This is a genomic window from Rhodopirellula europaea 6C (assembly GCF_000338295.1).
GTDB lineage: Bacteria > Planctomycetota > Planctomycetia > Pirellulales > Pirellulaceae > Rhodopirellula > Rhodopirellula europaea.
In genome coordinates this window covers 1-15205 of record NZ_ANMO01000216.1, presented here as the reverse complement: position 1 = coordinate 15205, position 15205 = coordinate 1, and the positions used below count along the sequence as shown (strand labels likewise).

Sequence of the window (15205 nt, the reverse complement as noted above, 5' to 3'; positions counted from 1 at the left end):
AAAGCGGTTGACACAAAAGCCAGGGAGTCGACATTGGGGTGTCAGCGGTTCTCAATCGCCGCAAATTTCAGAAAAACGCTTCTTTGAAACGCATTCAAGCGGCTGGTCATGATGGATCGAACAGCATTCCGACGGACTTTGCCCCGTCTACGACGCATTTTCTCGGGCACAGGCCAATCATCGGCCTTCCGGTGTGTGTCCAATGCCGTGAAATCGGATGTTAAGAAACATCGGGTTCGAAAGTCGCTGAGAACGCTCTGCCTAGTCGCGCTAGCAATCCCGCTGGGTTGCGATTTGCCAGACAGATACGACATCGAATCGTTTGAAAAACCAGCCCCTTGGCACTCCGACGCGTCGTCCTCTTACGCTTCGCAAGCCAGCAACACGGCGCGACCGAGCTCAGCCGCCGATGCGATGCGGCAATCCGGAATGCCGGAGATCCTCACACCAGGCCAATCACCATCGGCCGCGATGGGAACGGTGTCCGGCAAACCTGCCTCGCAAGCTTCCGCCGGCGGGATCGCGAATCGACTCGCCGATGAGTGGGAGACGTGGCAAATTCACAGTCTTCGTTCAACCATCCTGGGCGGCATCCATGCCAAATCCACTCGAACAGTGGACAACCAGATCAAAGTTGAACTGGAAGAACAAGGTTTGACTTACCGAGGCATGCTGCAAATCCTCGAATCCAACCAGCAGACGTTTTGGCATGATGCCAACGGCGATCTGAAGAAAGTCGACTGCACGTTCCGCCGAGGCCCGATTGAATCGCACCGGACCATCGAAATCACCGCGAGCGAAGTGCAGTTTGTTGACGATCGATTGGTAACGACGCAGAAAAAGACGTTGCGTATCAACTCGCCACTCGGTGGCCCCCTGCACGTCTACCAAACACTGCGCCGAAAACCGCTGAAGGAAGGCGAGACCCGCGAAGCCAAAGTCTTGCTCCCGATCATGGGCGAAGTTGCAACGCTTCGACTGCAACACAACTCACTCGCTTCGCCGTCGGTGTTGACTCCACAAGGCTTCCAAGAAGTCGTGCTCCAAGAAGCCTCTTGCTTGCTGTCGCTCGACCCCAAACGTCAACGAGAAAGTGTTTATTGGTTTGATGATCAGGGCCAGGTCCAGCTCTATCACGTATCGAACGAACAACGATTTTCGTACGGCTGCAAAGAGTCCCAGTACAAACTGCTTGGAAAAGAGTTCCTCAACCAGGACTACCCGATCGCACTCCAGGTGCAGGGTAAACCGCTGGAAACAGAATCCAGCTTGCTAGCGGGTGATCTCCGACAAGTCGGATACAAAATCTTGTGGGCCAAACCGCCCGCCCCCGAATCGGTCACATCAGACGAAGAAGAAGCAACCGAACCGGAGTCGGACACCCCCGATGACGACGACAACAGCCGAATCGCGTTGGCACCACGCCAATACCTTCAACGCGGCGGTGACGGTGTCGAACAAAAGCTGATCGTGTCTCGCGTTCCCGTTCCTCAATCCAAGCTTCGCGATCGCTTTGATCAATTTGGTGGAGAAGACACACCGGCCGATGTGGCAGCGACATCCTTGGTCGACTATCGATCCGCCACGGTCCGTCGGATTGCTAAAGCGACGGCCAACAGCCCCGACTTCACCACCGCCGAGCGAGCGATGGAAATGAACCGAACGGTTCACTCGCTGCTGTCCTTTCGACCGCTTTCGCAGGGCATGCGGCCCGCCAGCCAAATCGCGGACTCGTCGACCGCCGACAGCACCGAGCAGTCCATTCTGTTGATGGCTTTGTTGCGTTCCGCTGGCATCCCGTCTCGGATGGTATTGGGCATTCGGCATCAAGCTGCCGACCACATATCGCCCACAAAAGACCTGGCGTTGCCTTTTCAAACGCGAGCACGATTGCCCGATGGGAACCGCTTTGTTTACCACGCCTGGGTCGTGGCCAAAGTGGACGATCAATGGATCTGCTTGGACCCGGTGGAAGGGACCGAAACCAAACCCGATTGCTTGGCAATTGAGTCGACTGACATGAAGGACATCGATCCAATTGATCTGGTCGAGAAATTCATCGACAAACTTTCGCGGATGCAGATCAGCATCTACGCGGTTGTTCGGGGGGCGTGATCGCAACCATCGCAAGAGTTGCGTTTGGCTGAGTGCCGAAGCGTTTGGCGACACGATGTTCCGCGAACTAATTGATCAGATCGCTAGCGAGCCGGTATCCGCCTCACCGCGGGGGCATAAAAAACGCCCCGGAGAAGGTTACCCTTCGCCGAGGCGTTTTGGAGTCACGTCTGTTTGACGCAGTGGTCTACTTTCATCAAGTGAACAAGTTCACTCAGCGAACGTAGCTGGCACTGGCCTGAATGACGCGACGATTACGGGAAATGCTTGCACTTGGATCGACGATCGGTGCTGGTGGCATTGGAGCTGCTTGAGGAGCAACAACTGGTGCTGCGGTAGGAGCGGCGTAGGTCGATCCACATCCGCATCCGGTGTCACAAGGAGCTGCGTCGCAGCCCATGTCACAGCAGCTGCTCTTCTTGCAACCGAGGTTGCCGAAGAGTTTCTTCAGCAAGCCGCCTTTGCCGATGCTGCAGCAACCGCTGTCACATCCGCTGTCGCAGCAGGTAGGTTCGCAGGAAGCGATTTCGCAACCGCAAGCTGGTTCGCAAGCCGATCCACAGCCACAGTCAGCAACTTCGCAACCACAAGCTGGTTCGCAAGCGACTTCACATGGAGCTTCGCAGCAGCTGTTGCAGCCTTTGGCACCGAACAACTTGCTGAGCAAGCCGCCCTTGCCGATGCTGCATCCGCTGTCGCAGCACGAAGGTTCGCAAGAAGCGATTTCGCAGCCACAAGCTGGTTCGCAAGCGGTTTCGCATGCAGGTGCACAGCCACAATCAGCGATTTCGCAACCGCAAGTTGGTTCTGCACAGCTGTTGCATCCGCCGAGCAGGTTGCCCTTCAGCAAGCCACAACCGGAGTCGCAACCGCCACAAGGAGCTTCGCAACCGCAATCGGGTTCGCAAGCAGGAGCACATCCGCAGTCGCTGTCGCAACCGCCGCAAGGTGCTTCCAAACCACAAGTAGGTTCACAAACAGGAGCTTCGCAGCAAGCTGTCGAGCTGCCGCAGCCTTTCATGCCGAGCATGCGATCAAGCAAGTCAAAGCCAAAGCCTTGAGTACAGACCGAACTCGCCACGACCATCGTCAATGTTAAAATTGTCCGCTTCATCGGAGATTATTCTCCCTCTCGAGATTGTTGCGGGAAGTTGTCGGCAGTGATCCGTCACTTGCGATTTTGCAACCTCACCGTTGTATCGTTGCCCTTGGGGACGCGGTCGTCGGACGAAGTCGCCGACGATCAAGTCCCGAGGTCAAGACTTCAGAACACAAACCGAACCAGGTGCGAGCACCCAGCCCGCTGACTTCGTTCAGTTCTGAAATCCATTTCGATTCGTGCCAGGGTCTCTGGCGACGGTGTAGCTGGTCCAATCGTTTGATGAAGAAACATCTGCCAGATGCAGACATCCGCTGTCTGCACCTCTGGGTCATCCGAGTCGTCTGAGTGACTTCAGGTCTTCGACGCCGGGAGCGTTTCAAACCCGACTCATGCGGTCGGACAACAAACGTATCGGCGACACCTAGGCTTCAATGCAGTGGTTTGGGTGTTTTTCGGCAGCTTGTTAACGTTTGCGGCTTACGGAATTTCAGCCCGGTTATCCGGCGGGTATGGATCGTCCCGAACGATCCTCTGGTACGATGCGTGCAATCGATCCAGACTGACAAAAACACCCTCTGGTGGCCGGGAGGCAGGCTCAAACCGAGCGGTCGATGCTGTGGAACTCGACGACGTGAAACCCGGCGGTCCTTTGCAATATTCGTAGAAAAGAGGTCAAAACCAATGGCCGCCAAACCTGAAATCGTGGATTTGACACGGATCGAACCGGTTGAATGCCCCTGCGGGCAGGCTCGCCGAGCATTCGCAGAGTCATCCGAGTTCCCCGGCACGCTGCACCTGACGCAGATCAGTCTGGATGCCAAACCGCATCACCACCGCGATCACACCGAGGTCTACGTGATTCTGAGCTGTGATGCTGATGCCGCGATCGAACTGGATGGCGAACTACATCCGGTTCGGCCGCTGATGTCCGTCCTCATTCCTCCCGGGGTCCAACATCGAGCGGTCGGAAAAATGGAGGTACTGATCGTGTGCACACCTGAATTCGATCCCGCGGACGAGCACTTCGGTGATCCGGCCGCCTATCGAGCCTGAAACACGCGTTTTCCGGCGCACGACCGCGCTGCGTTTCGGATTCTCCCTTCCGGGCATTTCGCTTCGCAGCTCCGGTTTCAAAAGCGTCCTCCTACCGCGGAACGGCAAAAAAACGCTGAAACGGCAGACTTATCAGCTTTTACCGTTTTGAGCATTCGAGGGGATTGCACGCGACGGGTCCCGGCACGCTAAAATCATTTCAACCAATACGATTCGAATTATCCTGTCGTGCCCCACCTTCCCACCCTATCTCTCCCACCGGAATCCTTGATGTTCGCGACGTTGCGCCGCTCTGTCACTTCGCCACACTCCCAAAGGACCTCACAACAACAGGCCAGCTCCGCTCGTGCGGTGACCATGTTGCTGTGTTTGATGGGTTTTGTTGGCGTGACCCTCGGATCCAACACCGCCCGGGCCCAAGAAAACGGCCAAACGGCGGACTGGACTTACTGGCGAGGCCCTAATTTCAACGGGACCGCCGAAGCTGAGAACCTGGTCGAAGACTGGGATTCAGAAGGCGGCGAGGGCAGCAACCTCCTGTGGAAACGGGAAGACATCGGCACTCGCAGCACGCCGGTTGCGATGAACGGCCGGCTCTACACATTGATGCGTTCGAACCCGGGAACGGACACCGAAGGCGAAAAAGTCGTCTGCCTCGACGCGGAAACTGGCGAAACCCTCTGGGAAAACGCTTTCAACGTCTATCTGTCTGACGTTCCTGACACCCGGGTTGGCTGGAGTAGCGTCGTCGCGGATCCCGAGAGCGGCAATGTCTACGCCCTGGGCGTGTGCGACTTGTTCCTCTGTATCAATGGAGAAACCGGGCAAACCGTCTGGAGCAAACCCCTTCACGAACAATTCGGAATGTTGTCGACCTACGGCGGTCGGACCAACTTCCCGGTGATCCACGAAGACCTCGTGATCATCAGCGGCATCATCATCAACTGGGGCGAAGCCGCCAAACCCAACCACCGCTTGATCGCGATGGACAAACTGACTGGCGAAGTCGTCTGGTTCAGTGGCACCAAGGATTTGCCCAACGACACAACCTACTCGGCACCGACGCTGACCACGATCGAAGGCCAACGGCAATTGATTTTGGGAACGGGCGACGGAGCCGTTTGGGGCATCCAACCTCGTACCGGCAAACCGCTCTGGCATCACGACCTATCCCGTCGCGGAATGTTCGCCACCCCACTGGTCGATGGAAACCGGGTTTACGCTAGCCACAGCGAAGAAAACATGTCCGGCAGCTCGATGGGTGCGGTCGCTTCCGTGGAAGTCGGCGGAACCGGCGACGAAACCTACGGCAAAGAAGTATGGAAGATGGAAGGCTTGGTCGTCGGCCGCAGCGCTCCTGTCGTCGTCGACAACCGTTTGTACGTGGTCGATGACCGCTGCAAGCTTTGGATCATCGACACCGAAACCGGTGATCTAATCGCCGAGCGAATTGCAATCGGAGATCGCAAACAATGGCCTTCGCTTCTGGTCGCAGATGAAAAGCTGTACGTCCTGACCGAAAACGGTCGTTGGGCGATTTTGGAAATGACTGAAGACGGCGTTGAATTTCTCAGCAAAGGCCGTATTCGCAACGAGGCATTTCATTCCTCGCCAATTCTGGCCAACGGCAAGCTTTACTTCCAAGGTGCGTCGGCTCTGTACTGCGTCGGCTCCCCTGAATCAACGCAGAAGCCACTCGTCCTGGCAGAACAATTGCTCGGCGAGACGCCCATCGAAGAAAACCCAGAACCAGCTCAGTTGTTGGTCACGCCAGCAGAAGGTTTGCTGCACCCAGGTCAAACCATGGAGCTGTCAGTTCGATTGTTCAATCGCCTGGGACAACGTTTGGCTGATCCAGCCGACTCGGACATCACCTTCAGTGTTGAAGGGCCTGGCTCGGTCGACGGCAACGTCTTCACCGCCAATTCCGACGTTGCCCACACCGCGGCCACCATCATTGCCAAAGTCGGGAGCGTCACCGGAAGCACTCGGGTTCGTATCGTTCCTGAACTGCCATGGGCATTCGACTTCGATGACTTGAACGATCCACCATTGTCTTGGGTGGGTGCTCGTTATCGTCACGTGATCCGGCCCGTCGATGGCTCACCGGCACTCGTGAAGATCAGCACGATTCCCAAGGGTGCACGAAGCCGTGCTTGGATGGGATCCAGCGAACTGAAGAACTACACCATCGCCGCTGACGTTCGTGGCAGCCGAGCCAATGACCAACTCCCGGACATTGGCTTGACCGCTCACGGTTACGTCTTGGATTTGATGGGCAACAGCCAACAGTTGCAAATCCGATCGTGGTCACCGCAATTGCGAATGGCACAGACCGTTGATTTCCCTTGGAAAGAAGACCAGTGGTATCGGATGAAATTCCGAGCCCAAATCGAAGGCAGTGGCGACGACGCAATTGCCGTGTTGAAGGGCAAAGTATGGCCTCGCGGTGAAGAAGAGCCCGCTGACTGGACCGTGACCGCGGAAGACAAGATCCCTGTTCTGTCGGCCAGCCCTGGTTTGTACGGCAACGCGAAAGTCGCGGAGCTTTACATCGACAACTTGGAAGTCACACCCAATGAGTGATCGTGATGACGCGGCGCATTCCCACGCCGCGTTCAACGTCACCAAATGATTGAACTCCCTCCCAACCTGCAGCGAATTCGCGACCCTCCAACTGTCGCGACTCGCTTCGAACATCCAACGAATCCCTCCCTCCCAAAAACAATCATGGCTCGCTCTGAATTTTCTGCTTGGTGCTTGATGCTTGGCTCAGCGATACTGGGCACACTGACAACGGTTTTGTTGAGCGGTTGCCAACCGCCTGTTCCGTTGAGCACCGTCACATTGGCTGCCGCTGCCGCGAACGAAACGGTCGTGGCCGACGTGGACAAATCGAAGTCCGATTCCGGATCCGCTGCCGACGTGAGCGAATTCGTTCCTCCCGCCGAGGTGATTGACTCCGGCGAGGAATGGCCACAATGGGGCGGCACCCGCGTCCGCAACAACGTGCCCAATGCAAAGAACCTGCCCGAATCCTGGAACATCGGCAAATTCGATCGCCGCACCGGCGAGTGGGATGGATCCAAAGCTGAAAACGTCCGTTGGTTCTCCGCCCTGGGAAGCCAAACCTACGGAAACCCCGTCGTTTCCGGAGGCCAAGTCTACGTTGGCTCCAACAACGGCAACGGTTACCTCAAACGCTACCCCAGCAACGTCGACCTCGGCTGCTTGCTCGCTTTCGACCAAAATGACGGTAGCTTCCTGTGGCAACACAGCAGCGAAAAACTGATCACTGGTCGTGTTCACGATTGGCCTCTGCAGGGCATTTGCTGTGCACCTTTGGTCGAAGGCGAACGATTGTGGTTCGTGACCAGTCGCGGTGAAGTTCGTTGCCTGGACACCAAAGGTTTCCACGATGGCGAAGACGACGGCCCAGTCCAAAACGAAGTGGCTCGCGTCGGCGACTTGATGAACAGCGGCGAAGGCAGCGACTACGAAGATTCGCTCACGTCACTGAACCAAGGCGAATTGACCGAGGCACTGACAACGGTTTTGACCGACGCCGGAAGTGAACCCGAAGGCGACATCGAAATCAAAACGATCGCGGAAAACAAATCATGGACCGCCAAAGGCAAATTTGGTGGCGTCGAACGCTCGCTGGCGATCAAGCAACTGGGACCACGCATCTCGATCTTCAAGACACTATCGGTGGACGACAAACGCGATGCTGACGTGATTTGGGTCTTCAACATGATGGATGAACTCGGCGTTAGCCAACACAACATGTGCTCGTGCAGCGTCACCAGCTATGGCGACTTGTTGTTCGTCAACACCAGCAACGGCCTCGACGAATCCCACATCAACTTGCCAGCTCCTGAAGCCCCCAGCTTCATCTGCATGAACAAAAACACCGGCGAAGTCCTGTGGACCGACCAATCTCCCGGCACCAATATCTTGCACGGACAATGGTCGTCACCTTCGGTCGAAGTCCTCGGCGGCGTACCGCAAGTCTTGTTCTGCGGTGGCGACGGATGGTTGTACAGCTTCAAAGCTGACGGCGGAAAAGATGGTGCCGGCGAATTGCTTTGGAAGTTCGACTGCAATCCAAAGGAATCCAAATGGATCCTGGGCGGCGAAGGCACTCGCAACAACCTGATCGCGACTCCAGTCGCCTACGACGGTTGGGTTTATATCGCTGTTGGCCAAGACCCTGAACACGGCGAAGGCGAAGGTCACCTGTGGTGCATCGATCCGACCAAACGTGGCGACGTCTCGCCTCAGTTGGCCGTGAAGATGGAAGGCGATAGCCGCGAACCAATCGAACACAAACGCATCCAAGCGGTTGAGCCCGAGAAGGGTGAGACTGCCGTCGACAATCCAAACTCGGCTGTTGTTTGGCACTACTCACTGGCCGACCAAAACGACGACGGTGAAATTGACTTCGAAGAAGAAATGCACCGCAGCTGTGGCACCGTTGCGATCAAAGACGACGTGCTTTACATCGCCGATTTCTCCGGATTGGTCCACTGCTTGGACGCAAAAGGGAACGACGATGGCACGCCGATCGTGCACTTCACCTACGACATGTTCGCCCAAAGCTGGGGCAGTCCTCTGATCGCCGACGACAAGGTCTACATCGGTGATGAAGACGGTGATGTTTGCGTGTTCGAGTTTGGTGCTGAGAACAACGAACCGATCGAAGAGATCAACATGGGAACCAGCGTTTACAGCACGCCCGTCGCAGCCGATGAAACGATCTTCATCAGCACAAAGGACAAGCTGTTCGCGATCGGTAAACCTCGCTGAGCATCTTCAGCGGCCGAGACCATCATCCCTAGTCGCTAAGGTCAAACCGAAAGCGACGCGTTGTTCAACCAACGAAATGATGGGAGAGCCAAGGACCATCGCTTGAATCAACATTTCGCCACCGTGTTCAGTTTGGACCGGTGGCGAAACTCGTTTTGAAACGAGCGAAACTGGCTGCAAAGTTGGTCTCAGAATCAATCGCGAAATTACGCGTCTTGATCAAGGGACTGTTCTTTCGATTCGCGGCGTTTGGTCGGTGGCCGATCCACCACATGCTCTTCACGACGTCGTGAAGTTTGTGGATCTTCGTTCTCACTACGCTGCGAGACTGGCCCGACCCGATAAGTCAAACCGTGAAGCGTGTGAATGAATGGCATCGAAATGGGAGCGAACATGGGTGTCGTCTCGTTCAAAAGGTCGGTGGACACGAAAGCCTAGCTCTCTAAACCAACTTTTCGACGTGCGCTTAGCTCGCGATTGACCAAAAGCGACATTTCGTCACGACCCAAAGTCCATCTGGTTCGATTACGCGGGCAACACGAAGCACAACGCGCACCAGCAAGGCGCAATTCGCCAACAAAGCGACTTTCCGCAACATTAAAAAAGGTCGCTGCCCCGCCGACGCTTAGCAACTTGTCAGCGACAACCCATCGAGCAAGTCAGCGGCAGCTTCGCTCTTGTTGAGAACGTAATAGTGGATGCCGGGCACACCATTGTTGACCAAATCGATCGTTTGCTGACGAGCGTGCTCGACGCCGACACGGAACTGGTCCTGATCGTCACCCGCTTCGGTCATTGCGGATTCGAGTGATTGCGGGATCGCCGCCTTGCACATCGAAGCGATCCGTTTCGCTTGTTTGAAATTGGTCACCGGCAAAATCCCCGGAACGATTGGCACTTCAATGCCAATCTTCTGACAGGCGTCGCGGAAACGATAGAAGTCATCGTTGTCGTAGAACAACTGCGTGATGACGATGTCTGCCCCCGCGTCGACCTTTCGCTTCAAATTGGTCAAATCGGTTTGGAAATCCACCGCTTCCTGATGCGTCTCGGGATACCCAGCGACGGCGATGCCCAGATCGCTGAATTGTCCGCGAATCAGTTCCACCAACTCGTTCGCGTATTTCAGCCCACCCTCGGTGACCTCAAATTGCGTCGTTCCCTTCGGTGGGTCCCCACGCAGTGCGACGATGTAATCAACTCCGATCCGGCTGGCTTCCGTGAGATAGGTCTCCAGTTCCTTCACTGTCGACCCGACACAGGTCAGGTGAGATGCGACTGGCAGACTAGTGATCTCCTTCACCTTCTGCAGAACTTCGAGCGTTGTCCCCTGGCTCGAACCACCGGCCCCGTAAGTGCATGTGAAATACTTCGGGCCAAACTGCATCAACCGCTCGACGTTTTTGCAGAGCAGATCCACACCTTCGGAGGTTTTGGGCGGAAACAGCTCAAATGAAATCGCACAATCGGTGGACTGATAGACAGAAGCCAGAGTCATCAAACAAATCACAAATGAGAAAAAGCTGCGAAACGAGAGCGTTTCAATTATTAGTGAGCGAACTGCGCCGAGAGAATTGTCTTCGGTCCACTCACCTCCGTCGCAGAAACGCTCTCAACGCTGCGAAAGAAAAGCCTGGCGACGTCACCCGATCAACGGATACCGACGAAACCTAGCACCACGCCAGTATAAACGCCCGCTCGTTTTACGGAACCGAGAGTCCCACCACGATTGAACCGAAGCCGCCGAACTTTACCGTTTTTTCTTTCGCTCCCAAACCGAAATCGCCTTGAAACCGGCACGGATCTCGAAACGATTAACACGATTCTCCGGCCAAAACGGCGACCGGCCCCGCAGCTGCCTATCGCCTGGACTGCTTATGAGCCAAACGAGTCGGGACGCTCAGCTCCGGGCCATTTGTCTGCCGATGCGGTCCCCGCAACGACCACGCCTTTCTTCTCCCAACCCAAGTACGCGGTCACGTCGGCGGGACAATACCGAAGCGTCAAACCGCAGCGTCTGCGATCACTCTGGTTGGGCGCCGAACCGTGAACCAACAGATCACTATGGATAGACACCTGTCCCGCACGAACGGGAGTGAATCGGTGTGTTCCGTACTTCTCAGGTTCCGTGACAACTTGATCCAAGACGTTCCCGGAATCTGAATCCGTCATGTCGAAGTCAATCAATCCGTGCTGATGTGAACCGGTGAAGACTTCCATTCCACCATTGTCGAGATCGGCATCGTCGATCGCCAGCCAAACGGTCACAGCTTTGGTCGGTGTCAGGGGCCAGTAGCTGGCATCTTGATGCCAATCCACACGTTTGCCATCGCCAGGCATCTTGCAAAAGAAATGTGATCCCCAACCAATGACATCCTCACCCAACAAGTCAGAAACGTAGCTCACCAACTTTGGATGCTGCAACAAATCCCAAACGCGAGCGTGTTTTAGGTGCGCGCTGCTGATCGAGTAGCTGTCTTTTCCAGCCGCCACGGTTTCGGCCAACAAGGCATCAAAGTATTCACGCAACGAAGTGGTTTCATTCGCATCGAGAACATCCAGCGGTCCCAAGTAACCATCCTGATTCCAAGCTTCGATCTGCTGTTGGCTCAGCAGTGTCGGAGAAGCATTCTCGGTTGGAAAGAAGCGGATGTCACGCTGGACCGTCGCGATGGATTCCCGATCAGGAATGATCGCAAACTGCGTGTCCGATGAGGAACTGTTGTCATTCATGGCGTTGGACTTCGTGAAAGGGAGTGGGGATCTGTTCATTGTCAGGTAGTCCCGCGGTCGATTCAACCCAACCAGCTTGCCGGGACATGCCTTCACGATCGTCAAAACCGGATTCGTCAAACGACTTTCTTGGTTGCTCGAACGCCGCCCGTCAGGTTGGAGGCGCCGATCAATCCAAGCGAACTAGGGTTGGATGCAACCGTTGCCATCATGCCGGTTGCGACACACTCACCTCTTTGTCAGCACCCAATTCGTTCGAACGGTTTGCATCATGTCCATCGCAGCCACCTCTCACTCAACACAGAAGGACCGATCCACAACGGTCGTCGATCGCACGGTCCAATACGGCGTGGTCAAGAAGATCGCTCTTCACTGGATTGTCTTGTTTGTGTGCAACTCGGTTGCGTTGCTGCTCTGGTTGCGATTGTTTGAACAACCCGACCTGAGCTGGCAGCACTCGTTCGAAGACTGTGTACGTCGCTTTTTGCCGTTCTTCTTGATCTCGATCGCGCTCATCCCCGCCTTTGTGCTCGACACGCTGAAGCTGACCAATCGGTTCGCCGGACCAATCATGCGACTACGAACCGAGATCCTGAACGCCGCCGAAGGCCGGCCAGTCAAGCGTTTGTCATTCCGAACAAACGACTTCTGGAAAGAAGTCGCTGATTCGTTCAACAGCATGGCTCAGCGAACCGGGTTACTCACTGACCCCGAAGCGGAACCATCTGGTGACGAAGCCGGCCCATCATCCACCAATGCCTGATCTCATTCCGATGCTAGCATCCACCTCTGAACGACAGAACCAAGCAGTTCCCGGGCGACGTTCTCGCTGCCACCGATCCGGTGTGGCAACGGTTGAATTCGCCGTTTGCTTGCCAATTCTGATCCTGTTGGTTTTCGGTTCGATCGAAGCCTCCAGCATGATTTTCTTGAAGCAGTCTCTCAATGTCGCGGCTTACGAATCCACTCGCGAAGCCATTCGTGACGGCCGCAGCAACGCCGACGCCGCAGCGAGAGCCCAAGCGATCCTCGATTCACGCGGCATCGTTGGCTATCGAATCACATTCCCCAATGGCGAATCATTGGATGCGGATCGTGCAGCAGAAGTAATCACCTCCGTGACCGCTTCGAGTGCACAGAACAGCCCGTTGCTGGGACGATTCCTCACCGACCGTCAACTCACCGTCAACACGGTGATGCTGAAGCAGTAAGGCTTCAACATATTCATCGATTCACCAACGCACGTCCGACTCGCCCCATCTTTCTACGACTCGTTCAGAACGGCACCATGCGAAATCTCTCCACTAGCAAAGCGAAACGGCCTCGCAAATTCCGCGTTCGCTGCGTCGCATTGGATCGCAAGCAAGCTCGAAACGCATCGCAACGCCACGGCGCGATGCTGGTCCTGATCGCGATCATGATGTTCTTGTTTCTGATCGTGGTTGCGTTCTCGATTGACATCGCACAAATGCATTTAGCTCGAACCGAGTTGCGATCATCCACCGACGCCGCTGCGAATGCCGCCGCAACGACCTTGGCTGATACACTCGATCGAAATCTCGCAATTCGACGCGGACAGCAAATCGCACAAGCCAACCTGGTCAACGGCCAACCATTGCTTCTAGCCGATGGCGACTTTCAATTCGGCAGATCAGATCGCCAAGTCGATGGCAAGTACGCGTTCAATGCCGGCGAAGCTCCCTTCAACGGCGTTCGCGTCAACGGACAACGCACGTCCGGTTCGCTCTCAGGTCCCGTTCCACTGTTCTTCGGCAATGTCACCGGAACATCGATCTTTGAACCCGAAGCTTTCGCGACGGCAACTTACGTCGAACGAGACATCACCTTGGTCGTCGACCGAAGTGGATCGATGGCGGGCAGCCGATTCAATGACCTGCAAGCCGCCATTCGCATCTTCACCGACCTGCTCGCAACAACACCCGTTGATGAACAAATCGGGTTGGCATCGTACAACGACCGAGCCAGCGAAGACGTTCAACTGACCGAAAACTTCGCCGAAGTCAACAATGCAATGGACCGCCTACGAACGGGCGGCTTCACCAGCATCTCTCGTGGTATGCGAGCAGGTCAAGAAATCGCACTGCGTGGGCGACCACCTGAATTCGTCGAACGAACCATGATCGTGATGACCGACGGTCGCCACAACCGTGGCCCCGAACCGCGGGTCGTGGCAACCGACCTAGCGGCCGATGGCGTCACCATCCACACGATCACCTTTGGAGCTGGAGCCGATTTCGGACGCATGCAGGACGTCGCACGCATCGGCGGAGGTCGTCACTTCCATGCCACCAATGGCGATCAATTGCGTGACATCTACCGTGAGATCGCACTGACACTCGGAACGGTCCTGACGGAATAACGACGCTTGACCGGCCGCACTTCCACTTCATTTTCTCACGATCCAACCCCCATGCAATCTCTGTCTCACGCTCGCCGACGCTTCGCCAAACCGGATTCCCGAAACGGAGCCGTCGCGGTTGAATTTGCCATCGTCGTCCCGTTGTTGTTCCTGTTCTTCTTCGCAGGCTTCGAATTCATGCGAGTGGCGATGGTTCGGCACACCGTCGACAATGCCGTTTACGAAGGCGCCCGCGTCGGAATCATTCCCGGTGGAACCAACGCCGAAATCCGAGCCGAAGCGACACGCATCCTTGGCACCATCGGAATCGATGAATTCACGCTCGATGTCGAACCAGCGAACATCACCGATGCAACGGAAGACATCACCGTTCGCGTGACTGTGCCGTTGGATCGAAACACCTACGTCCCCGCCCAATACTTCTTGGGTGAGGAGATGCAACGAGAATTGACGATGCGTCGCGAAGGCCGCTAGTTCACTTTCCCAACCGAGTCTTCAAGAACGATTGATACTCCGGTCGCTCACGCCACTCGTCCAGAAACACTTCGTAACGCGAATCGTCGGCCCAAAACTTCGGTTCAGCGTGGTCTGGATTCACGCTGCCTTCGGGATAATCCAAACCCGACACGCTGTCATCGACGGAGTCATTCCATTCGGCCAACCACCCGCTTAAACGCGATGCAACTTCCGGGTAGTCCCCGGTCACGTCTTTGCTTTCGCTGACATCTTCGTCCAGTTGATACAACTGTTCGCTCGTCACCGATTTCCCCTTCTGCTTTCGCGTTTCGCGAATCAGCTTCCACTGGTTGTCGACCACGGCTGACTTGCCGCGAAATCGAAACCCGATCGGTTTTTCGCGATGCGACACCGCAGCCTCGCCCACGCCTTGAATCAGAGGCAGCAAGCTGATTCCGTCGACCGGCTTGATTAAAGAGTCATCCGGCAAGTCCAGCAAATCCACCAGCGTCGGCGCGATGTCGGTCGCACAAGCTGGAACACGACTGATGCGACCT

12 protein-coding genes and 1 pseudogene are annotated in these 15205 nt (G+C 55.9%); 8 read left to right on the top strand and 5 right to left on the bottom strand.

Annotation, left to right across the window (positions count from 1 at the left end):
* The first annotated feature begins 108 nt into the window (after positions 1 to 108).
* Positions 109 to 2115: a transglutaminase-like domain-containing protein gene (locus RE6C_RS22350; protein ID WP_039963066.1), complete on the top strand. Its 2007-nt coding sequence runs from the start codon at positions 109 to 111 to the stop codon at positions 2113 to 2115.
* 214 nt (positions 2116 to 2329) lie between these two features.
* Here the strand turns inward: RE6C_RS22350 and RE6C_RS32540 are convergent, their stop codons facing one another.
* A complete protein-coding gene (locus RE6C_RS32540) occupies positions 2330 to 3229 on the bottom strand; it encodes a hypothetical protein (protein WP_008660316.1) in 900 nt (299 codons plus the stop codon).
* 669 nt (positions 3230 to 3898) lie between these two features.
* On the opposite strand from RE6C_RS32540, the gene RE6C_RS22335 reads away from it, so the two are divergent.
* The 3 genes from RE6C_RS22335 to RE6C_RS22325 all read left to right on the top strand — a co-directional run bounded on the left by RE6C_RS22335 (position 3899) and on the right by RE6C_RS22325 (position 9079).
* Positions 3899 to 4270: a cupin domain-containing protein gene (locus RE6C_RS22335; RefSeq protein WP_008660314.1), complete on the top strand. Its 372-nt coding sequence runs from the start codon at positions 3899 to 3901 to the stop codon at positions 4268 to 4270.
* Positions 4271 to 4627: 357 nt separating this feature from the next.
* The gene (locus tag RE6C_RS22330) at positions 4628 to 6856 is read left to right on the top strand and encodes an outer membrane protein assembly factor BamB family protein (RefSeq protein WP_008660313.1); all 2229 of its coding nucleotides are present in this window, start codon (positions 4628 to 4630) and stop codon (positions 6854 to 6856) included.
* Between the two features lie 144 nt (positions 6857 to 7000).
* Positions 7001 to 9079 carry an outer membrane protein assembly factor BamB family protein gene (locus RE6C_RS22325; protein ID WP_008660310.1) on the top strand — a complete coding sequence of 693 codons (2079 nt, stop codon included), beginning with the start codon at positions 7001 to 7003 and terminating at the stop codon, positions 9077 to 9079.
* A gap of 206 nt (positions 9080 to 9285) precedes the next feature.
* Here RE6C_RS22325 and RE6C_RS22320 read toward each other — a convergent pair whose 3' ends face one another.
* The 3 genes from RE6C_RS22320 to RE6C_RS22310 form a co-directional block, all read right to left on the bottom strand.
* Positions 9286 to 9474, bottom strand: coding sequence for a hypothetical protein (locus tag RE6C_RS22320; RefSeq protein WP_236615858.1), 189 nt, complete (start codon positions 9472 to 9474; stop codon positions 9286 to 9288).
* A gap of 230 nt (positions 9475 to 9704) precedes the next feature.
* Positions 9705 to 10589 (bottom strand): methylenetetrahydrofolate reductase [NAD(P)H], encoded by an 885-nt coding sequence (gene metF / locus RE6C_RS22315; RefSeq protein ID WP_008660304.1) that lies wholly within the window; start codon positions 10587 to 10589, stop codon positions 9705 to 9707.
* 365 nt (positions 10590 to 10954) lie between these two features.
* Positions 10955 to 11812 carry a phytanoyl-CoA dioxygenase family protein gene (locus RE6C_RS22310; RefSeq protein ID WP_008660302.1) on the bottom strand — a complete coding sequence of 286 codons (858 nt, stop codon included), beginning with the start codon at positions 11810 to 11812 and terminating at the stop codon, positions 10955 to 10957.
* A gap of 271 nt (positions 11813 to 12083) precedes the next feature.
* Between RE6C_RS22310 and RE6C_RS22305 the strand changes: the two genes are divergently transcribed.
* From RE6C_RS22305 to RE6C_RS22290, 4 genes are all read left to right on the top strand, one after another.
* On the top strand, positions 12084 to 12575 hold the full coding sequence (locus RE6C_RS22305) for a hypothetical protein (RefSeq protein WP_236618432.1): 492 nt from the start codon (positions 12084 to 12086) through the stop codon (positions 12573 to 12575).
* A complete protein-coding gene (locus tag RE6C_RS22300; RefSeq protein ID WP_236618431.1) occupies positions 12568 to 13023 on the top strand; it encodes a TadE/TadG family type IV pilus assembly protein in 456 nt (151 codons plus the stop codon). Before RE6C_RS22305 ends, RE6C_RS22300 begins: the two co-directional genes overlap by 8 nt.
* Before the next feature lie 77 nt (positions 13024 to 13100).
* A complete protein-coding gene (locus RE6C_RS22295; protein WP_008660296.1) occupies positions 13101 to 14192 on the top strand; it encodes a vWA domain-containing protein in 1092 nt (363 codons plus the stop codon).
* A gap of 51 nt (positions 14193 to 14243) precedes the next feature.
* The gene (locus RE6C_RS22290; RefSeq protein ID WP_008660294.1) at positions 14244 to 14666 is read left to right on the top strand and encodes a TadE/TadG family type IV pilus assembly protein; all 423 of its coding nucleotides are present in this window, start codon (positions 14244 to 14246) and stop codon (positions 14664 to 14666) included.
* A gap of 1 nt (position 14667) precedes the next feature.
* On the opposite strand, the pseudogene RE6C_RS22285 reads toward RE6C_RS22290, so the two are convergent.
* Positions 14668 to 15205 (bottom strand): annotated as a pseudogene (locus tag RE6C_RS22285) (N-acetylgalactosamine 6-sulfate sulfatase); the annotation flags it as partial.

Coding starts and splice junctions, on each gene's coding strand:
- RE6C_RS22350 (WP_039963066.1), top strand. CDS start 109: ATGATGGATCGAACAGCATTCCGACGGACTTTGCCCCGTCTACGACGC.
- RE6C_RS32540 (WP_008660316.1), bottom strand. CDS start 3,229: ATGAAGCGGACAATTTTAACATTGACGATGGTCGTGGCGAGTTCGGTC.
- RE6C_RS22335 (WP_008660314.1), top strand. CDS start 3,899: ATGGCCGCCAAACCTGAAATCGTGGATTTGACACGGATCGAACCGGTT.
- RE6C_RS22330 (WP_008660313.1), top strand. CDS start 4,628: ATGTTGCTGTGTTTGATGGGTTTTGTTGGCGTGACCCTCGGATCCAAC.
- RE6C_RS22325 (WP_008660310.1), top strand. CDS start 7,001: ATGGCTCGCTCTGAATTTTCTGCTTGGTGCTTGATGCTTGGCTCAGCG.
- RE6C_RS22320 (WP_236615858.1), bottom strand. CDS start 9,474: ATGTTCGCTCCCATTTCGATGCCATTCATTCACACGCTTCACGGTTTG.
- RE6C_RS22310 (WP_008660302.1), bottom strand. CDS start 11,812: ATGAATGACAACAGTTCCTCATCGGACACGCAGTTTGCGATCATTCCT.
- RE6C_RS22305 (WP_236618432.1), top strand. CDS start 12,084: ATGTCCATCGCAGCCACCTCTCACTCAACACAGAAGGACCGATCCACA.
- RE6C_RS22300 (WP_236618431.1), top strand. CDS start 12,568: ATGCCTGATCTCATTCCGATGCTAGCATCCACCTCTGAACGACAGAAC.
- RE6C_RS22295 (WP_008660296.1), top strand. CDS start 13,101: ATGCGAAATCTCTCCACTAGCAAAGCGAAACGGCCTCGCAAATTCCGC.
- RE6C_RS22290 (WP_008660294.1), top strand. CDS start 14,244: ATGCAATCTCTGTCTCACGCTCGCCGACGCTTCGCCAAACCGGATTCC.